At 63.0% G+C, this 18,782-nt stretch carries 15 protein-coding genes and 1 pseudogene; 7 read left to right on the top strand and 9 right to left on the bottom strand.

All coding sequences use genetic code 11. The features are described from left to right. Positions 1–189: 189 nt before the first annotated feature. Positions 190–981 carry a histidinol-phosphatase gene (gene hisN / locus CAF70_RS12435; RefSeq protein ID WP_085624951.1) on the bottom strand — a complete coding sequence of 264 codons (792 nt, stop codon included), beginning with the start codon at positions 979–981 and terminating at the stop codon, positions 190–192. 147 nt (positions 982–1,128) lie between these two features. On the opposite strand from hisN, the gene CAF70_RS12430 reads away from it, so the two are divergent. Together CAF70_RS12430 and CAF70_RS12425 are read left to right on the top strand one after the other, a co-directional pair. Further along, the gene (locus CAF70_RS12430) at positions 1,129–2,019 is read left to right on the top strand and encodes a universal stress protein (RefSeq protein WP_085624949.1); all 891 of its coding nucleotides are present in this window, start codon (positions 1,129–1,131) and stop codon (positions 2,017–2,019) included. Positions 2,020–2,261: 242 nt separating this feature from the next. Beyond that, positions 2,262–4,400: a TonB-dependent siderophore receptor gene (locus tag CAF70_RS12425; RefSeq protein ID WP_085624947.1), complete on the top strand. Its 2,139-nt coding sequence runs from the start codon at positions 2,262–2,264 to the stop codon at positions 4,398–4,400. A gap of 115 nt (positions 4,401–4,515) precedes the next feature. On the opposite strand, the gene CAF70_RS12420 is transcribed toward CAF70_RS12425, so the two are convergent. From CAF70_RS12420 to CAF70_RS12405, 4 genes are all read right to left on the bottom strand, one after another. Beyond that, complete coding sequence (locus CAF70_RS12420; RefSeq protein WP_085624945.1) at positions 4,516–5,037, bottom strand: acyloxyacyl hydrolase; 522 nt, start codon at positions 5,035–5,037, stop codon at positions 4,516–4,518. A gap of 196 nt (positions 5,038–5,233) precedes the next feature. Next, positions 5,234–5,980: a phytanoyl-CoA dioxygenase family protein gene (locus CAF70_RS12415; protein WP_085624943.1), complete on the bottom strand. Its 747-nt coding sequence runs from the start codon at positions 5,978–5,980 to the stop codon at positions 5,234–5,236. A 53-nt stretch (positions 5,981–6,033) separates the two neighbouring features. After that, the gene (locus CAF70_RS12410) at positions 6,034–6,477 is read right to left on the bottom strand and encodes a hypothetical protein (protein WP_085624941.1); all 444 of its coding nucleotides are present in this window, start codon (positions 6,475–6,477) and stop codon (positions 6,034–6,036) included. 125 nt (positions 6,478–6,602) lie between these two features. Then, positions 6,603–7,469 (bottom strand): LysR family transcriptional regulator, encoded by an 867-nt coding sequence (locus CAF70_RS12405; RefSeq protein WP_085624939.1) that lies wholly within the window; start codon positions 7,467–7,469, stop codon positions 6,603–6,605. Between the two features lie 104 nt (positions 7,470–7,573). On the opposite strand from CAF70_RS12405, the gene CAF70_RS12400 reads away from it, so the two are divergent. Continuing rightward, a complete protein-coding gene (locus tag CAF70_RS12400; RefSeq protein ID WP_085624937.1) occupies positions 7,574–8,959 on the top strand; it encodes an aldehyde dehydrogenase family protein in 1,386 nt (461 codons plus the stop codon). Positions 8,960–9,075: 116 nt separating this feature from the next. Here CAF70_RS12400 and CAF70_RS12395 read toward each other — a convergent pair whose 3' ends face one another. Then, positions 9,076–10,986 (bottom strand): AAA family ATPase, encoded by a 1,911-nt coding sequence (locus CAF70_RS12395; protein ID WP_085624935.1) that lies wholly within the window; start codon positions 10,984–10,986, stop codon positions 9,076–9,078. 201 nt (positions 10,987–11,187) lie between these two features. After that, positions 11,188–12,087, bottom strand: coding sequence for a helix-turn-helix domain-containing protein (locus CAF70_RS12390; protein WP_085624933.1), 900 nt, complete (start codon positions 12,085–12,087; stop codon positions 11,188–11,190). A 183-nt stretch (positions 12,088–12,270) separates the two neighbouring features. On the opposite strand from CAF70_RS12390, the gene CAF70_RS12385 reads away from it, so the two are divergent. The 3 genes from CAF70_RS12385 to CAF70_RS12375 all read left to right on the top strand — a co-directional run bounded on the left by CAF70_RS12385 (position 12,271) and on the right by CAF70_RS12375 (position 16,094). Next, positions 12,271–13,629 carry a glutamine synthetase family protein gene (locus tag CAF70_RS12385; RefSeq protein WP_085624931.1) on the top strand — a complete coding sequence of 453 codons (1,359 nt, stop codon included), beginning with the start codon at positions 12,271–12,273 and terminating at the stop codon, positions 13,627–13,629. 67 nt (positions 13,630–13,696) lie between these two features. Next, on the top strand, positions 13,697–14,785 hold the full coding sequence (locus CAF70_RS12380) for a polyamine ABC transporter substrate-binding protein (RefSeq protein ID WP_085624929.1): 1,089 nt from the start codon (positions 13,697–13,699) through the stop codon (positions 14,783–14,785). Between the two features lie 13 nt (positions 14,786–14,798). Continuing rightward, a complete protein-coding gene (locus tag CAF70_RS12375; RefSeq protein WP_085624927.1) occupies positions 14,799–16,094 on the top strand; it encodes an FAD-binding oxidoreductase in 1,296 nt (431 codons plus the stop codon). A gap of 100 nt (positions 16,095–16,194) precedes the next feature. Here CAF70_RS12375 and CAF70_RS27900 read toward each other — a convergent pair. Continuing rightward, positions 16,195–16,290, bottom strand: a pseudogene (locus tag CAF70_RS27900) (helix-turn-helix domain-containing protein); the annotation flags it as partial. A gap of 185 nt (positions 16,291–16,475) precedes the next feature. Here CAF70_RS27900 and CAF70_RS12365 point away from each other — a divergent pair. Continuing rightward, positions 16,476–17,153 carry a DUF3313 domain-containing protein gene (locus tag CAF70_RS12365; protein ID WP_085624925.1) on the top strand — a complete coding sequence of 226 codons (678 nt, stop codon included), beginning with the start codon at positions 16,476–16,478 and terminating at the stop codon, positions 17,151–17,153. Positions 17,154–17,292: 139 nt separating this feature from the next. Here the strand turns inward: CAF70_RS12365 and CAF70_RS12360 are convergent, their stop codons facing one another. Continuing rightward, positions 17,293–18,669: an L-serine ammonia-lyase gene (locus CAF70_RS12360; protein ID WP_085624923.1), complete on the bottom strand. Its 1,377-nt coding sequence runs from the start codon at positions 18,667–18,669 to the stop codon at positions 17,293–17,295. Positions 18,670–18,782: the final 113 nt, after the last annotated feature.

Genomic DNA, 18,782 nt, shown 5'->3' with positions numbered 1-18,782 from the left:
TCAGAGCGGCCTGGCCAAGCATAGAGCCCGGAAACGGGAAAAAGTGCGGTGGTTGGAGAGGATGGATAGCGGTGCCGGCCTTTTCGCGGGCTTGCCCGCTCCCACAGACTCACCACAGATGTCGAGAACTGTGGGGTCCCTGTGGGAGCGGGCAAGCCCGCGAAGAGGCCTGTACCGGCAACACATGAATCACATGGCGTGCCGCAACATCTCCACCATCTGCGCATGCAGCGCCGGGTCACCACAGGCCACCACGCACCCACCATTCTGCGCGCTGCTGCCATCCCACGCGGTGATAACCCCTCCCGCGCCTTCGATGATCGGCATCAGTGCCTGCACGTCATACGGCTGCAGGCTGGCCTCGACGATCACGTCGACAAACCCGGAAGCCAGCATGCAGTAGGCATAGCAGTCGCCACCGTAGCGCATCAGCCGCGCCTTGCCGGCAACAGCCTCGAAGGCTGCCTTGCGCGCGGAGGTATCGAACATGTCCGGCGTGGTGCACATCAGCGTGGCCGAGGCCAGGTCGGCGCAGGCGCGGGTCTTCAGCGGCGTACCGCTGCGCCAGGCACCTTCCGGCGTGCCGACAAAGCGCTCGCCGGTAAACGGCTGGTTCATCACCCCGACCACCGGGCGTGTACCGTCGTTCAGCGCAATCAACGTGCCCCACAGCGGCAGGCCGGTGATGAAGGCACGGGTGCCGTCGATCGGGTCCAGCACCCAGGTCAGCGGGCTGCTGCCGACTGCCACACCGGCTTCTTCGCCAAGAATGCCATGCTCGGGATAGCGGGCCTGGATCAGCGCGCGCATGGCGTCCTCGGCGGCCTTGTCAGCCACGGTTACCGGGTCGTACAGGCGCCCCCCCTTGTCCTCGACGTCCAGGCTGGCGCGAAAATATGGCTTGATCGCCACGGCAGCGGCATCGGCCAGCTGCTCGGCGAAAGCGCGGAATTCGCCGATCTGTTCAGCACTCAGGGACATGGGGCGGGCCTCGTGAAAATGATGGGGCCCGCATCATACCCGACACGTCGTGCCGCGCCAGCATCCGTCAGGTGCTCATGCCGCCCTGCGCGGTCTAGACTGAACAAGACCAAGTCACCGGGGGGCTGCCACACGTGGAGGTGTGAGATGAGCCAGTTCAAGCGTCTGTTCGTCATGCTCGGCCCGCAGATGCGCCACACGCCGGCGCTGCAACGCGCTGCGGCGCTGGCGGAATCCAGCGGGGCCTTGCTGGATATCAATGTGTTCGTCGACGATGTCGACACCTTCGGCCTGATGAGCGATAGCCGCGAGCGTGAACGGCTGCTCAGCGACAACCGCCAATGGCTGGCGGACGAAGCCGAACAGCTGACAAATGCCGGCCTGGATGTATCTACCGAATTGCTGCTGACCCGCGACCCGCTGCGCAGCGTGCTGGAGCGGGTCGAACAGCTGGGTTGCGACCTGCTGATCAAGGACGTGCAGCACGAACCGGTGCTCAAGCGCCTGCTGGTAACGCCCCTGGACTGGCAGTTGCTCAAGGACAGCCCGGTCGCCGTGCACCTGGTCAGCGATATCCGCCTGCCCCTGCCGCGGCAGATTGCCGCCGCGGTGGACCTGAACAGCCATGGCGCTGGCGAGCACCTGGACGAGCAGGTCATCCACTGCGCCCATGCCCTGGCCCTGCAGTGCAATGCCGAGCTGCACCTGCTGCACGTGTGCGACGCGGCCAAGACCCACATTGCCGACTTCGGTGCCGGTACGGTGACCATGCCCGGCTTCGATGTCAGCGTGCGGACCGCGCAGCGGGCAGCGTTCAACCGGCTGGGCGACCAGCATCAGATCCCGCTGGAACGCAGGCACTTCCTGGAAGGGGCCGCGATCAAGGCCATTGCCCAGTTCGTCGGCCACAGCCGGGCGGATGTGATAGTGATGGGCAGCCATCGGCATGACACCCTGCAGACGTTCCTGGGCGGGACCACCGCGCATGTGCTGGAGCATCCGCTGTGCAATGTGCTGGCGATCAAGGCGGTTCGTTGAGAGCTGCTGCCCCTGAACTGGCCTATTCGCGGGCTCGCCCGCTCCCACAGGTTCGTCACAGGCTCAGGATTTGTGCATGACCTGTGGGAGCGGGCGTGCCCGCGAAGAATCCAGCACAAATTCCACGTGGTATCTGGCACACCAGTGCCACACAAAAAGAATGCATTTGATAATGATTCGTAGTAGTTTTTCGGCGTTTATCCACCCTACCCTCAGCGCCCTACTCCAGGATCGTACCGTCGATGCGTCGCACGTTCGTTTCGCTTTGTGTGCTTCATGCTGTCTCCCCGCTGGTCTTTGCCGAGCCTGAACCGCTCAGCGAACCCGCCCAGATCGAACTTCAGGCCCTGAACATTACCAGCAGCGCCGACAGCGAACGTGCCGATGGCCCGGTCGAGGGCTACAAGGCTTCCCGTTCGGCCAGCGCCACCCGCACCGACACCGCCCTGCACGAGACCCCGCAATCGGTCAGCGTGGTGCCCAAGGATGTTCTGCAAGACACCGGCGCCACGCGCCTTCAGGACGGCCTGGACTACGCCGGAGGTGTCGGCCGCGCCAACAACTTCGGCGGCCAGGGCCTGACCAGCTTCACCGTGCGTGGCTTCACCACCGGCGAATTCTACCGCAACGGTTTTCCGATCAACCGTGGCTACCCCAATGCGCCCGATGCCAACACTGTCGAGCGCCTTGAAGTGATCCGTGGGCCGGCCAGCAGCCTGTACGGCCGTGGCGACCCCGGCGGCACCTTCAACGTGGTCAGCAAGCAGCCGCTGCCAGAGTCCAAGGTCACCCTGGGCAGCCAGTTCGATGACCAGGGCATGCACCGCGCGACCCTGGATGCTACCGGGCCGCTGAACCAGGATGGCTCGCTGGCCTACCGCCTGAACCTGCTGGGCGAAGGTGGCGAGAGCTTCCGCGACGATGTGGAAAGCGAGCGCTATGACGTGGCGCCAGTGCTCAGCTGGCAGGTCAACGACAGCACCAGGATCGTCTTCGAAGGCGACTTCATGCGCAACAACCATCCGCTGGACCGCGGCCTGACCCGCTACCCGACCCAGACCGGCAGCGCCTCGCGTAACACTTACATCTGGGAAAAAGGCAGCGACAACCTACTGCACAACGACAACAACATGGCGCAGGTGCGCTTCGAGCACCTGCTCAACGACAACTGGACGCTGGGCGGTGGGTTCCAGTTCCTGGATGGTTCGCTCAAGGGTAATGCGGTTGAAGCCAACAAAGCACCTGCAGACGGCCGCACCCTGGAACGTAACTTCAACTACCGCAAGCTGGAGTGGACCGACCGCGACTGGCAACTGAACCTGACCGGGCATTTCGATACCGGAGCGTTCAGCCATACCTTGCTGACCGGCGTCGAATACGAGAACTACGACTACAACTCGATTATCCAACGCTCCTCCGCTGCTGATGGCACCTACCCCATCGACATCTACAACCCAGTCCTTGGCCAGACTCGACCTGCGCTCACCCGCACCACCACCTGGGACAAGGAAAACCTGCAGACCTGGGCCTTCTTCATCCAAGACCAGGTGGCCCTGACCGAGCGCCTGAAGGCGCTGGCGGGAGTGCGCTTCGAACGTTTCGAGCATGACTACGACGACAAGCTGCCGACCAACCGCGACTTCAACAAGGCCGAAAACGGCGTCACTCCGCGTTTCGGCCTGATCTACGACCTGACTGATACCGTGGCGGTCTATGCCAACACCGCGCGTTCGTTCAAGCCCAACACCGGCACGCCTGCCAGCGGCGGCGGTGGCTTTGACCCGGAAAAAGGCAAGTCCTACGAACTGGGCATGAAATGGGAGGCGCTCGACCGCCAACTCAGCATCGATGCCGCGATCTACCATATCGTCAAGGAAAACGTACTGGCCAACGACCCGAACGACACCACCAACACCTACAAAATCGCCGCCGGGGAGGTGCGCAGCCGTGGTCTGGACATCAACATCGCTGGCAATCTGACACCGGAGTGGCGCGTGATTGGTGGTTATGCCTACGTAGACGCCGAAGTGACCAAGGATACGACCCTGCCCAAGGGCACGCGCCTGGCCAACATCCCGCGCAACAGCTTCAGCCTGCTGAACACGTACGAGTTCCAGGATGGCCTGGCCAAAGGGCTGGGGTTGGGGGTTGGGGTGAAGTACGTGGATGATCGCGCCGGCCAGACGGCAGCCACGACCTACACCATGGAGCGCTACAGTGTGGTGGACCTGCTGAGTTACTACAAGGTCAACGAACACGTGCGGTTGAACCTGGACGTGAAGAACGTGTTCAACAAGGGCTATGATGAGGGGGCGTTCAACAACTACGTCTACCCGGGGGCACCGCGCACGGTGCAGGCCGGGGTTTCCTATACCTTCTGAATTGCCGGGGCTGCTTTGCAGCCCATCGCGACACAAGGCCGCTCCTACAAGGAAACCGCGATTTCCTGCAGGAGCGGCCTTGTGTCGCGAAAGGGCCGCACAGCGGCCCCAGGCATCAGAACCCTTTGCTGTAGAACAGCGAGTACGATTCGATGCCATCGTTAGGCTGCTTGAGCCCAGCGTTGGAGTAATGCATCGCGCGGATGCCCACCTTCTGCTCCCCCGGCAATTTCAGGCCAAAGCCGATGCGGTCTTCGAAGTTGACCGCCGAGCCCAGGCGCTGGTCGCCCACGTCGGTCTTGGAAAACGCTGCCAGGCCAATACCGGCTTCGATGTAAGGGGTATAGGTGAAACCACTGAACTCGTAAGTGAACACCGGGCTGAACGACAGCGAGTGCGCGCCACTGGCTTCACCACCTTCCCAATAGGTGTAGGCCGCGTCCCAATATCCGGTCAGATAACCGGTACTGCTTTCAAGCCATTTCTTGTCCCAGTCGAACGACAGGCCAATACGGTAGGTCATGTCGCCTTGGCCAGTGGCGCCAACGGCGCCGCTCACCTGCGCTGCCTGGGCCAGATTCGCCCCGGCAAAGGCCAGCACTGCAGCAGCCAGCGAAGCTGCTAGACGGGTTTTCATCAATGACTTCTCCTGATGGTCTACACGGCACGCGGGGGCTTGGGCCCCTCGACTTTATGCGGGACCGGCTGCATCCCGGCCGGTCACACGGAGTAATACTTTTCTGATTATTGTCCAGATAAACAGAAAGTTGAAAGTGAATTGCCACTATTGGCTAATTCCGTCTACCAGCATCTGCCCTGCCGAACGACAGCACTCAGTCGTATTCCGCCTCGTCGTGTTCGCCCAGCAGGCGCCTTTGCCTCGGTGTGGCCTCCTCCAGCACCTGCGGGTTGAAACGCCAGCTCAGGTATGGCGAAAACTTCTGTGCGACCATGCGCCGGCCATAGTGCACTTGCAGCATGTCGCGCACCTGCGACTGGCTGCAGTTGGCCGCGCCGCAGTGCCAGACATCGCTGCGAAACACCAGCGCATCGCCTGCCTTGCACAGCACCGGCTGTGCCTCACGGCCCTGCCAGTGTTGCTCGCCCGCCTGCGGTGGCCGCGCCGCGCGGTGGCTGCCGGGCACGATCCAGGTCGGCCCGATGTGATGGTCGATATCGCTGAGGTACAGCTGCGCAGTCAGGATCTGCGCAGGTTGGGTAAAGTCGCCGCGCTCGCTGAGCCAGGCGGGCAACTGCATGGGTAGATAGTCCAGGTGCAGGGCCATGCCAGGGTAGCCCGGGTGGCTACGCCAGGCGGTTTGCCCGATAACATGGCAGTCAGCGCCCAACGCTGCTTCGGCCAGGGCAATCAGCGGTGGCAGGTCGAGAAAAGGCAACCATAACGGGTTGCGGTTGAACACGCATTTATAGTGTTCCAGCAACCCTTGGTAATCCCAGTGAATGGGCTGCAGGTCATCGATGGCACAGCGCAACAAGGCGATACGCAAGGGTTCGAGCACACCGGGGAGCAACACATAGCCCCGCTCGTCCAACATCTCCAGCTGAAGGTCCAGGTTCATGGCGATGCGCTCCTTTCAGGCAGGAGCACATGCGTACTCCTGCCTGTGTTCCATCAACGCCAGTTCAGGTCCACGGTCGTCGGAGTCTTGCCATTCACGGTCACCAACTGTTGCACCGTCTGACCTTGGGCGTTGCCAGTGACTTTGTACTTGCCGGGAGGCAACTGCACGTACAGCAGCGGCCCGGCATCCACAAGGCTGAGCACGGACTGGCCCTGTGCATTCTGGATGTCGATGTTGGCACCGCTCTGGAATTTGCCTTCCGGGCCGGTGGAGAGTTCTACGTGCAGGTCATAGCCCGGAATCTTGCGCAGGGCATTGGCTTCATCCTGGCCGATGCCGCCTTGCAGATAACGGACGCCGTTCTGCTCCTGCTGTTGCAGTTGCACGGCCTGCATGTCGATTGGGGCATCGAGGTCGGCGGCGGCCGCCAGGGTCCATGGCAGCGCCAGGGCGATCAGCAGCGCCGTGCCGAGGGCATAATGGTGGTTACGCATGATACGACCCTCCTTTCGAGGATGGCTTACCTATTATCTGATCCTCCGGGCGTAACGGCGTTCGTGCTGATGCGTGGTCGTGCGGATGAATTTCACTTAAACAGTGTGAATATCCATGTAACTCCTCAGCTTGCACGCTTTTCTTCAAGTAACTTCACGAACATGCTCAGGCTGCGCGACACCGTACCCCGGCGCCACACCAGCCAGGTTTTCAGGTAGCGGAAATCCTCCGACATCGGCCAGGCACTGACGGTACTGCAACCAGGCATGTTGTCGAGCATGCTGCGCGGCATCATGGCTAGCCCGGCACCGGCGCTGACGCAGGCCAGCATGCCGTGATACGACTCCATTTCGTGGATCTTGCCCGGCACAGCCTGGTCCTGCACGAACCAGTTCTCGAAATGGTGGCGGTACGAACAGTTGGCACGAAAGGCATAAATGCTCTCGCCGTTGACGTCCTGGGCGCGGGTTACCGGGGCGTGGTTGAGCGGCGCGATGACCATCATTTCTTCCTCGAACACCGGCATGCCCTCCAGCGTAGGGTGCAACACCGGCCCGTCGACGAACGCCGCCACCAGGCGGCCGGACAACACCCCTTCGAGCATGGTCCCGGAAGGCCCGGTGGACAGGTCCAGGTCGACCTTGGGGTAGCGCTGGTTGTAGGCCGCCAGCAAGGCCGGGATGCGCACCGCCGCCGTGCTCTCGAGCGACCCCAGGGCAAAGGTGCCTTGCGGGTCTTCACCGGCCACGGTCAACCGCGCTTCGTGTACCAGGTCGAGGATGCGCCGGGTGTACTCGAGGAAATTCCAGCCTGCGGGGGACAAGCGCAGGCGGCTTTTTTCACGAATGAACAGCTCCACGCCGAGGTCTTCCTCCAGTTGCTTGATGCGGGTGGTCAGGTTCGACGGCACTCGGTGGATATGCTGCGCGGCAGCACTGATGCTGCCTTGCTCTGCCACGGCCTTGAAAATCTCCAGTTGCACCAGGTCCACAGCCTTTCTCCAAACGTGAATGTTTCGCTCATTATTATTCAGTTTTCATTAAAGCCCTAGCCCACTAGTCTGGCGTCACGGATCAACAACGAGAGTGTCCCAACATGAGCGCGATCAGCAGCCTGACCCACGCCATCTCCCTCGACCCCTACAGTGGCGAGCAGATCGGCGCCTACCCGTTCGACACCGACGCCGCACTGGAAGCGGCGCTGCAACGCGCCAAGGTTGGCTACCGCCAGTGGCGCCAGGTGTCACTGGGTCAGCGCAGCGAATACCTGCTTGCCCTGGCGAGCACCCTCGAAAACAAGGCCGAAGCCTTCGCGCAAATGATCAGCCGCGAAATCGGCAAGCCGATCGCCCAGGCTCGCGGTGAGGTCAGCAAGTGTGTCGGCCTGTGCCGCTGGTACGCCGAACACGGCCCGGCAATGCTCGCCGCCGAGCCGACCCAGGTCGAGAAAGCACGCATCGAGTACCGCCCGCTCGGCCCGATCCTGGCCGTGATGCCTTGGAACTTCCCGGTCTGGCAGGTACTGCGCGGCGCCGTGCCGGCGATCCTGGCCGGCAACACCTACGTGCTCAAGCACGCGCCGAACGTGATGGGCAGCGCCTACCTGCTGGGCGATCTGTTCAAGGACGCCGGCCTGCCGGAAGGCGTATTCGAGGTGCTGAACGTGACCCCGGACGGCGTCACCCGCGCCATCAATGACCCGCGCATTGCCGCAGTGACGTTGACCGGCAGCGTGCGTGCCGGCATGGCGATTGGTGCACAAGCCGGCGCCGCGCTGAAGAAGTGCGTGCTGGAGCTGGGCGGTTCCGACCCGTTCATCGTGCTGGCCGATGCTGACCTGGACGCCGCCGTGAAGGCTGCGGTGATCGGCCGCTACCAGAACACCGGCCAGGTCTGCGCTGCGGCCAAGCGCCTGATCGTGGAGGAAAGCATCGTTGACGAATTCACCCGAAAATTCGTCGAGGCTACTCGCGAGCTGAAAATCGGCAACCCACTGGAGGACGACACCTACATCGGCCCTATGGCCCGTTATGACCTGCGCGACGAGCTGGATGGCCAAGTCCAGGCAACCCTCGCCGAAGGCGCCACCCTGCTGTTGGGTGGCCACAAGGTGGATGGCGTGGCCAACTTCTATGCGCCGACCGTGTTCGCCAATGTCACCCCTGAGATGACCGCGTTCAAGCAGGAGCTGTTCGGGCCGGTGGCGGCGATCATCAGCGCACGGGATGCGGAGCATGCGGTGGAGCTGGCCAACGATAGCGAATTCGGCCTGGCCTCGACCATCTACACCGCCGATTACGCGCTGGCCGAACGCATGACCGCGGCGCTGGATACCGGCGGCGTGTTCATCAACGGTTATTGCGCTTCCGACCCCCGCGTGGCGTTTGGCGGGGTGAAGAAGAGCGGCTTCGGGCGTGAGCTGTCGCACTTTGGTGTGCGTGAGTTCACCAATGCCCAGACGGTGTGGCTGGACCGTAACTGATTCATGACCCTGGGGCTGCTTTGCAGCCCATCGCGGGCACGCCCGCTCCCACGGATTGGCGCATTACCTGTGGGAGCGGGCGTGCCCGCGAAGGGTCGCAAGGCGGCCCCAGGGCCTCAATCCCGAACCTGGTCCTTGACCCAGTCCAGCATCCCCCCCGGCACGATCAGTTCATGCCGCGCCCGCGAACAGGCGGTATACAACCCTGCCAGCATTCGCGCCCGCTCATTGCGGTTGCCCGCCACCTGCGGCGCCACCAGCAGCTCTGGCGACACCATCACCCGGGCGAACTCCAGGTTCTTCACATCCCGCACGCGCCCCAGGAACAGCTTGGGCGCCTTGTCCCAACGATAACGGCTCTTGGCCCTGGCAAAGTGCTCCGGCGTGTAGCCCTTGCGCAGCATGTTGGCCACGGCAACGAAGGCCTTGTCATCACCCTTGTCCTGCTCCAGCGCCTGCCAGCTGGCGTAGCGGAACAGCATCGGGTGACGCGGCCGGGTGCCATGGCGGTACAGCTCGATGCAGTCTTCGACGAACAACTCGAAGTCCTTGCGCGCGCTTTTCAGCAGCACGAACGGCACGCCTTGGTGGGTCAGGCGCTGGAACCAGCCAAACAGGCCCCATTCATCGTCGACGATAAGCGCCGTAGGCTGTTCCGGCACGCTCACCGTATCGAAGAAACTGACCCGGGTGTAATGCTCGGCGCTGCCACTGAAGGCCGCCTGGATCGCCGCCGGGTGTGCCTGGATCAATGGGTTGAGCACGTTGTCCATCGCCGGCCCGGCCCGCAGTGAATGGTCGATGTAACGCTGACGGATAAAGCCGCCATGGTGCGCGCTGAGGCCGTTGAGATTCTGCAGTTCGTCACCCAGGGCAATGATCGATTGCGGGCTGCGGTCGAGCACGGCAAGCATCGGAGCCGACAGCTCGTGGGCCTCATCGACGATTACATGGGTGTAGCGGCTGTCGATCACGTGGCCGGTCAGCGACAGCAGTTTGACCCGGTGGTAGTCGCGCACCGGCAACTGGATTTCCCGTGACGACGGGCGAATCAGCTCCTGCCAGTACAGGCGTGCCTTTTCCAGCAACACTTCCTGATCCAGCGGCGTGGTTCCCGGCCCGGCCCAGGGCAGGTGGTGCAACTGCAGCTGGGTGTCGGCGCTGTGACAGAACGTGCGTACCGCGCGAATGCACAACGCAACCACATCACGCGCGGCGAGCGGACCGATGTCGGGGATAGCCAGCCAACGTACCACCTGCGCATCCTGCGGGCGCCACGAAAGCCTGGTGCGATACGGGTCGCGCAAACGCCAGCCATTGCTGGTGAGATCGCGGTTGAGCAACTCGTCGGCGAGCTGGCCGAAGGTCAGCGCGGTGTAGGCGGCAGCATCCTTGACCCGCGCCTGCAAGGCGCGCAGCTGGCCTTCGGTCAAGGCCAGCAACAGCGTGCGCTGCGGCTCTAGCAGGCGGGCGAACTGGTGAATCAGGAACGTCTTGCCAGTGCCGGCAAAGCCCTGTACCGCCACCGACTCATCGATACCACTTAGGAATTCGCGCAGCAGGCGGTTCTGTTGGTCGCTGAGCATCAGGTCGCTGGCAAGGGAAGGCAGGTACACCGGGTGCAATGGGGTTGCTCGCTGGCGGTAGTTGTCGGCGAACTGGAAGTTCCACTGGCCCTCGGCGTCCAGCAACTCGTCGGCCTGGTACGCCACCTCGGTGGACAGCAGTGCGATACCGTTATCGCCCAGCATGCCGAGGCCCATGGCGAAGGCTTCGCGATCGAAGTGCTGTGCTACCTGGTCCTGGAAGCGCCCCGGTGCGGCGCTTTCGACTTCTTTGGCAATACGCACTATTTCGGCAAAGCGGCGTTCCTGCGCATCCGCCGAGGCGGTGGCGGGCTGGCGCGGCAGGTTTTGCACGAACAGCACTGCGGCCGCGTCGAGGACGCTTGCAGTGGTGAAGAAATCGGTAGTGGGCTCGCTGGCGAGGCTGTCAGCCTGGTCGCTGGGCAAAGGCAGGTAGAACATCGGCACCTCGGGTCGAATCAGGGCGGCACGATAGCAATTTTCGCGGTGGATTGCTGGGTTGTGTAGTGCCTGGGCCGGCCTCTTCGCGGGCTCGCCCGCTCCCACAGGATCACCTCAGGGCCAGGCATTGTGAGGTCCCTGTGGGAGCGGGCAAGCCCGCGAAGAGGCCAGCAGCTACACCATCAAACTACATCCCTAAACTCAGCCCCTGCCCCGCTTCAAAGTTTCACTGGGAAACTCCTTGAACAACTGACGATAACTCTCTGAAAACCTTCCCAAATGCCAGAAAGACCAGCGCATCGCCACCTCGGCCACGGTCACACCACCGCCACGCAACAGATCGCGCCGCGCACCGTTCAGCCGGCGCAGGCGCAACCAGTGCGCTGGCGGCATCCCGGTAAAGGCCTTGAAGGCTTGCTGCAATTGACGCAGGGAAACCCCGGCAACATCCGCCAGTTCCACCAGGTTCAGCGTTTCTTCCGGGCAGTCGGCCGCCCACTCGCTTACCCGGCGCATGATCGCCCGCTCCTCGTCGCGCCGCCCCAACGCCACACCCTGCAGGCGCTGGCAGGCGTTGTCGAGAATGAACAGGCAGTCCTCCAGCAGCTGCTCCGCCAGGGCCTGCCCCTGCAGCGGGCAATCCGCCTCACCCAGGCGGGTCAGTGTCGCGCTCAGCCAGCTGCCGAACAGCGCATTCTGCCCGCTGCCCAGTGGCACCATGAACAACCCTTCCAGGCGCTGCGGGTCAAGCCCATGGCGGGCCAGGAACGCCTGGTCGAATACCACCGCCACTTCCTGGTAGTTCTCAGGCGTGATCCAGATGTTGCGGCTCTGTTCGTTCAGCAGGTACAGGCTGTTCTCGCTGCGGTCGAAGCAGAACGCCAGCGAGCCGCTCGGCGCTCGGAAAAACTGCTCCACCCGGGTGTTCAGCCGCTCCTCGTACACCTCTACACCGTCCAGCCCCAGGCAACGCAGCTCACCGCTGAAATGCCCGGGTGACATCTGCCGGTACTGCTGCTGCCATCCGGGGGTAGCACGTACTTGTTCGGTAACGTCGGTGGTGTGGAAAGCCTGGACTTGCAGGGCATTGGCGGTTGTCACGCTCGGTCCTAGTTGCACTCTTTTAGTGCATTCATTGCCGGAGAAAGTGGATAGATCAGCCTTGCGGGCTGCGACCAAGATAGTCTGCAGTGCGTCACCTGGGAAGCGGGACGCCCTCGAAACCGGATGACGGTTCACGCTGGCATGCTCGCTCCCCCACTAAAACCCAACCAAGAGGTCTGTATGAACGCCCCCTTCGATCAGCTGTCCACCTGGCTGAAAGAACACCGGATCACCGAAGTCGAATGCGTGATCAGCGACCTGACCGGCATTGCCCGCGGCAAGATCGCGCCCACCGCCAAGTTCCTCCACGAGCGTGGCATGCGTCTGCCCGAGAGCGTGCTGCTGCAGACGGTCACCGGCGACTACGTCGACGATGACATCTACTACAACCTGCTCGATGCCGCCGACATCGACATGGTCTGCCGCCCCGACCCGGCCGCCGTGTACCAGATCCCGTGGGCGATCGAGCCGACCGCTATCGTGATCCACGACACCTTCGACAAGCAAGGCAACCCCATCGAGCTGTCGCCGCGCAACGTGCTGAAGAAAGTGCTCAAGCTGTATGCCGACAAAGGCTGGCAGCCGATCGTGGCCCCGGAGATGGAGTTCTACCTGACCCAGCGCTGCGAAGACCCGGACTTGCCCCTGCAAGTGCCGCTGGGGCGTTCCGGCCGTGCCGAAAGCGGCCGCCAGTCGTTCTCGATCGATGCCGCCAACGAGTTCGACCCGCTGTTCGAAGACGTCTACGACTGGTGCGAGATCCAGGGCCTGGACCTGGACACGCTGATCCATGAAGACGGCCCGGCGCAGATGGAAATCAACTTCCGCCATGGCGACGCCCTGGACCTGGCCGACCAGATCACTGTGTTCAAGCGCACCATGCGCGAAGCGGCGCTCAAGCACAACGTGGCCGCCACCTTCATGGCCAAGCCGATCACCGACGAGCCCGGCAGTGCCATGCACCTGCACCAGAGCGTGGTCGACATCGCCACCGGCAAGCCGATCTTCGCCAACGAAGACGGCAGCATGAGCCAGCTGTTCCTGTACCACATCGGCGGTTTGCAGAAGTACATCCCCAAGCTGCTGCCAATGTTCGCGCCCAACGTCAACTCGTTCCGCCGCTTCCTGCCGGACACCTCGGCACCGGTGAACGTCGAGTGGGGTGAAGAAAACCGTACCGCCGGGCTGCGCGTGCCCACTTCCAGCCCCGAGGCGATGCGCGTGGAAAACCGCCTGCCAGGCGCCGATGCCAACCCGTACCTGGCCATCGCCGCCAGCCTGCTGTGCGGCTACCTGGGCATGGTCGAGCACATCGAGCCCAGCGCACCGGTACAGGGCCGCGCCTACGAGCGGCGCAACCTGCGCCTGCCGATCACCATCGAGGACGCCCTGCAGCACATGGAAGACTGCGAAACCGTGCAGCAGTACCTGGGCAAGCAGTTCGTCCAGGGCTATGTGGCGGTCAAGCGGGCCGAGCACGAGAACTACAAGCGCGTGATCAGCTCGTGGGAGCGTGAATTCCTGATGCTCAGCGTCTGAACCACCCAAGGGGTGCTTTGCACCCCAACACACCGAACTCGAAGAACAAGACCAACGAGGTGTCTCCATGCGTCATCTGCAAACCCTGATCCCCGCCGCATTCACCCTGCTGTTCGCAACCACCACCCACGCCACCCCCTCGGTCAGCGTGTACAACTGGACCGACTACATTGGTGACACCACCCTGGCCGACTTCCAGGCCAGCAGCGGGATCAAGGTGGTCTATGACGTGTTCGATTCCAACGAAACCCTGGAAGGCAAGCTGCTGGCCGGGCGCACCGGCTATGACGTGGTGGTGCCGTCCAACCACTTCCTTGCGCGCCAGGCCCAGGCCGGTGCCTTCCTGCCGCTGGACCGCAGCAAGCTACCGAACTGGCAGCACCTGGACCCCAGGCTGCTAAAGCAGCTTGAACAGAACGACCCCGGCAATCAGTACGCCGTACCCTACCTGTGGGGCACCAACGGTATCGGCTACAACGTCGACAAGGTCAAGGCGGTCCTTGGCGTCGACCATATCGATTCGTGGGCGGTGCTGTTCGAGCCCGAGAACCTGAAAAAGCTCAAGCAGTGCGGCGTAGCGTTCATGGACTCGCCCGACGAACTGTTCCCGGCCATGCTCAACTACCTGGGCATGGACCCGCGCAGCGAAAAACCGGCCGACTATGCCAAGGCGGAAGCCCGCCTGCTCGAACTGCGCCCCTACATCACCTACTTCCACTCCTCCAAGTACGTTTCCGACCTGGCCAATGGCGATGTCTGCGTGGCCTTCGGTTACTCCGGTGACGTGTTTCAGGCCGCCAACCGCGCCGTGGAGGCGAAAAACGGCGTGAAAGTCGCCTACAGCATTCCCAAGGAAGGCAGCAACCTGTGGTTCGACCTGCTGGCCATCCCCAAGGACGCCAACAACCCCGAACAGGCCCTGGCGTTCATCAACTACCTGCTCGACCCCAAGGTGATCGCCAAGGTCAGCGCCACGGTCGGCTATGCCAACGCCAACCCCGACGCCAAGGCCTACATGGACGCGTCGCTGGTGCACAACCCCGAGATCTACCCACCCCAGGACGTGCTGGACAAGCTGTACATCTCCAGCACGCCGAGCCCGAAGATCATGCGCGTCATGACCCGCTCCTGGAGCAAGATCAAGTCAAACCGCTGAGTCGAGAACGCCCATGTCTTTCACTACCCAACACACCGCTTCGTACTATGCCGCCACGGCACGCGACGCGGCGCCCTACCCTGGCCTGGATGGCGACCTGACCGCTGATGTGTGCGTGGTTGGCGGCGGGCTCACCGGGGTCAATACCGCCCTGGAGCTGGCCGAGCGCGGGCTCTCGGTGGTGCTGCTGGAAGGCCGGCGCATCGGCTGGGGCGCCAGCGGCCGCAACGGCGGCCAACTGATTCGCGGCATCGGCCATGACGTCAGCGGCTTTGCCCGGCATGTCGGCCAGGACGGCGTGCGTTACCTGAAGCAGGCCGGCATCGACTCGGTGGCGCTGGTGGCCAGCCGCATCGCCCGGTACGGCATTGCCTGCGACCTGCGCTGGGGCTTCTGCGAACTGGCCAACACCTCTGCGCAGTTCGCTGCATTCAAGGACGAACAGGACGATCTGGCCGCACTCGGTTATCGCCCTGAAACCCGCCTGGTCAGTGCCGAGCAATTGCATGAAATCGTCGCCAGCGACCAGTACGCCGGCGGCCTGGTGGACATGGGCTCGGGCCACCTGCACCCGCTCGATCTGGTCCTGGGGGAAGCCCGCGCAGCCCAGGGCCTGGGCGTGCGCATCTTCGAGCAGAGCCCGGTGCTGCGCATCGAGCATGGCCCCCAGGTGACCCTGCACACGGCCCGCGGCAAGGTGCGGGCAAGCAGCCTGGTGCTGGGTTGCAACGCCCACCTCGATGAACTGGAGCCACGCCTGAGCGGCAAGGTGTTACCGGCCGGCAGCTATGTGGTGGCTACCGAGCCACTGCCCGAACCACTTGCCAGCAGCCTGATCCCGCAGAACATGGCGCTGTGCGACCAGAAGGTCGGCCTTGACTACTACCGCCTCACGGCAGACCGGCGCCTGCTGTTCGGCGGTGCCTGCCACTATTCCGGCCGCGACCCCAAGGACATCGCCGCCTACATGCGGCCCAAGGTGCTGAAGGTGTTCCCGCAACTGGCCAACGTGCGCATCGACTACCAGTGGGGCGGCATGATCGGCATCACCGCCAACCGCTTCCCTCAGGTCGGGCGCCTCAGCCAGCACTCCAATGTGTACTATGCCCAGGGGTATTCCGGGCATGGGCTGAACGTGACGCACTGGACGGCGAAACTGCTGGCCGAAAGCATCGCACTCGGCCACAGCCAGGGGCTGGACGTGTTCAGCGCCGTGCCACACCTGACCTTCCCGGGCGGCAAGGCACTGCGCTCGCCACTGCTGGCGCTGGGGATGTTGTGGTATCGATTGCGGGAGGTGCTGGGGTGAGGTGTCAGCGATCTTGCCTGCGAATCGGAAGTTAAACGAGATTTTTCAAAAATTACCGTAATCCACTGTTTTAAAAAGATTTTCAAACCAAACACAGCACTTAAAGAAGAACCTGCAACCCTTTGTTTTTAATGAGATTCAGCAACTTCAAAGCCGGTCCAGACGGGCGCGTCTCGCCCTGCTCCCATTTGCTAACGGGCATAGTTTTCCGAGGGCGGTAGTAACTGAAAAGCCAGCGAGGTCCCAAGACACTGTAGGAATTTGCGCGCCTGGGAACATTACCGCAGCCAATTCCCACTACAGATTGAACCTACCCACTGGCCAACTGTCGCGCACCTGCTAGCGTTGTTCTGGCCGACCTATCATGGATGCATTTTCATCATGAAATCATTGCCTCGCCTTACCTTGCTGTGCGCCGCATTGCTTACCGTCGCTGCCTGCTCCAGCAACCGCGTGGACCCCAAGGACTACTCCGGCTTCCTCAAGGATTACAGCCGGCTGCAAGAGACCAAGAGCCCTTCGGGCGACCCGGTGATGCGCTGGATCGACCCGAAGGTCAATATCAACCAGTACAGCCAAGTGTTCATCGAGCCCAGCCAGTTCTACCCCAGGCCGCAGCCGACGGAGGTCATCTCGACCCAGACGCTGCAGGAAATCACCCGCTACTTCAACGAAGCGCTGCGCCGTGAGATGGGCAGCGTGGTGCCATTGGCCAAGGGCCCCGGCCCGGGCGTGATCGTGGTGCGCCCGGCAATCACCGCAGTGTCCACCAGCAACGAGGGCCTCAAGCCCTATGAGGTGATCCCGATTGCGTTGATTTCAGCCGGTGTGAACACTGCAATGGGTGGCCGGGACCAGGAGGTGGATGTCGGTGTGGAGGCTGCGTTCCTCGATGGTTCCAGCCAGAAGGTGCTGGCCCAGGTGGTGCGCAAGGGCACGGGGCAGGAACTGGAGAACAAGACCACCAAGCTGACCCTGAATGACGTCAAGCCAGTGCTGGACGGCTGGGCCAAGGACATGCGCGCGAGCTTCCTGGAAGCGAAACAGAAAGCCCGCTAAAAGCCCACTGCCCCTGTAGGAGCGGCCTTGTGTCGCGAAAGGGCTGCGAAGCAGCCCCGGCTATTTCAGTGTAAACGCATGAATCTGGGGCCGCTGCGCGCCCCATCGCGACACAAGGCCGCTCCTACAGCTGACCGCGTCAGCACTCGACAAACGCAACGGCCAGGCCGCCGCGCGAGGTCTCCTTGTAGTTGGCATGCATGTCCGCCCCGGTATCGCGCATGGTGCGGATCACCCGGTCGAGCGAGATGAAATGCTCGCCATCCCCGCGCAACGCCATCTGTACGGCGTTGATCGCTTTCACCGCAGCAATCGCGTTGCGCTCGATGCATGGCACCTGCACCAGGCCACCAACCGGGTCGCAGGTCAGCCCAAGGTTATGCTCCAGGGCAATCTCGGCGGCATTTTCCAGTTGCGGCGGCGTGGCACCCAGCACCTGGGCAAGGCCGGCGGCGGCCATCGAACAAGCCGAACCCACCTCGCCCTGGCAGCCGACCTCGGCCCCGGAAATCGACGCGTTCTTCTTGCACAGGATGCCGACCGCCGCCGCCGCCAGCAGGAAGTCCACCACATCCGCGTCGCACGCGCCCGGGTTGAACTTCATGTAGTAGTGCAGCACGGCCGGAATGATGCCAGCCGCACCGTTGGTAGGCGCAGTCACCATGCGCCCGCCGGCGGCGTTCTCTTCATTCACCGCCAGGGCGAACAGGTTGACCCATTCCATGGCACTGAGGGTGGAACCGATCACGTTGGGCTTGCCCAGCTCCTGCAGGCTGCGATGCAGCCGCGCCGCGCGGCGCTTGACGTGCAACCCGCCAGGCAGGATGCCTTCGTTGCGCAAGCCATTGTCGACGCATTCGCGCATGGCGCCCCAGATCCGCAGCAGGCCCTCACGTACCTCGGCTTCCGGGCGCCAGGCACATTCGTTGGCCATCATCAGTTGCGCCACGCTCAAACCATGGGCCTTGCACAAGGCCAGCAACTGCGCAGCACTGTCGAATTCGTACGGCAGCACCAACGCGTTCACTTCGACTGCAGGCGCATCGATCTCGGCTTGCTCGACGATAAAGCCACCGCCTACCGAATAGTAGGTCTGGCGCAGCAGGCTGCCCTGCCCGTCCATGGCTTCCAGGCTCATGGCATTGGGGTGGTACGGCAGGTTTTCGTCGAGCAGCAGCATGTCGCGGCTGTACTCGAACGCCAGTGGGTGGCTGCCATCGAGCATCAGGCAGTGCTCCTGCATAACCTGGCCAATGCGCGACTCGATGGTGGCCGGGTCGATGCGGTCCGGCCATTGCCCCATCAGGCCGAGCAGGCAGGCGCGATCGGTGGCGTGGCCAACCCCGGTGGCCGACAGCGACCCGTATAGCCGCACCTCGACACGGCTTACCCTGGCCAACAGCCCCTGTTCACGCAGGGCCTGGGCAAAAGTAGCCGCCGCCCGCATGGGGCCGACGGTGTGGGAACTGGACGGCCCGATGCCGATTTTGAAAAGGTCGAAAACACTGATAGCCATGCTAATGCCTGACCGTGCCCGGGACTAATGCCGCAGCACGGATATCTGGAAAAATTGAGTGGTATTGCGATTTTGCGCGATACTGCCGCGCTGACTCACGGATGACCAACGAA

The sequence above is a fragment of the Pseudomonas sp. B19(2017) genome, from assembly GCF_002113165.1.
Taxonomy (GTDB): domain Bacteria; phylum Pseudomonadota; class Gammaproteobacteria; order Pseudomonadales; family Pseudomonadaceae; genus Aquipseudomonas.
Note: the sequence above shows the minus strand (reverse complement) of the source record. Positions and strands in the feature narration are given on the sequence as shown.

What these genes read in the sequence shown, in the direction of transcription:
- CAF70_RS12380 (WP_085624929.1), top strand. Translation starts at nt 13,697, where the DNA reads ATGCGTCATCTGCAAACCCTGATCCCCGCCGCATTCACCCTGCTGTTC.
- CAF70_RS12365 (WP_085624925.1), top strand. Translation starts at nt 16,476, where the DNA reads ATGAAATCATTGCCTCGCCTTACCTTGCTGTGCGCCGCATTGCTTACC.
- CAF70_RS12410 (WP_085624941.1), bottom strand. Translation starts at nt 6,477, where the DNA reads ATGCGTAACCACCATTATGCCCTCGGCACGGCGCTGCTGATCGCCCTG.
- CAF70_RS12360 (WP_085624923.1), bottom strand. Translation starts at nt 18,669, where the DNA reads ATGGCTATCAGTGTTTTCGACCTTTTCAAAATCGGCATCGGGCCGTCC.
- CAF70_RS12425 (WP_085624947.1), top strand. Translation starts at nt 2,262, where the DNA reads ATGCGTCGCACGTTCGTTTCGCTTTGTGTGCTTCATGCTGTCTCCCCG.
- CAF70_RS12375 (WP_085624927.1), top strand. Translation starts at nt 14,799, where the DNA reads ATGTCTTTCACTACCCAACACACCGCTTCGTACTATGCCGCCACGGCA.
- CAF70_RS12420 (WP_085624945.1), bottom strand. Translation starts at nt 5,037, where the DNA reads ATGAAAACCCGTCTAGCAGCTTCGCTGGCTGCTGCAGTGCTGGCCTTT.
- CAF70_RS12415 (WP_085624943.1), bottom strand. Translation starts at nt 5,980, where the DNA reads ATGAACCTGGACCTTCAGCTGGAGATGTTGGACGAGCGGGGCTATGTG.
- CAF70_RS12400 (WP_085624937.1), top strand. Translation starts at nt 7,574, where the DNA reads ATGAGCGCGATCAGCAGCCTGACCCACGCCATCTCCCTCGACCCCTAC.
- CAF70_RS12385 (WP_085624931.1), top strand. Translation starts at nt 12,271, where the DNA reads ATGAACGCCCCCTTCGATCAGCTGTCCACCTGGCTGAAAGAACACCGG.
- hisN (WP_085624951.1), bottom strand. Translation starts at nt 981, where the DNA reads ATGTCCCTGAGTGCTGAACAGATCGGCGAATTCCGCGCTTTCGCCGAG.
- CAF70_RS12395 (WP_085624935.1), bottom strand. Translation starts at nt 10,986, where the DNA reads ATGTTCTACCTGCCTTTGCCCAGCGACCAGGCTGACAGCCTCGCCAGC.
- CAF70_RS12430 (WP_085624949.1), top strand. Translation starts at nt 1,129, where the DNA reads ATGAGCCAGTTCAAGCGTCTGTTCGTCATGCTCGGCCCGCAGATGCGC.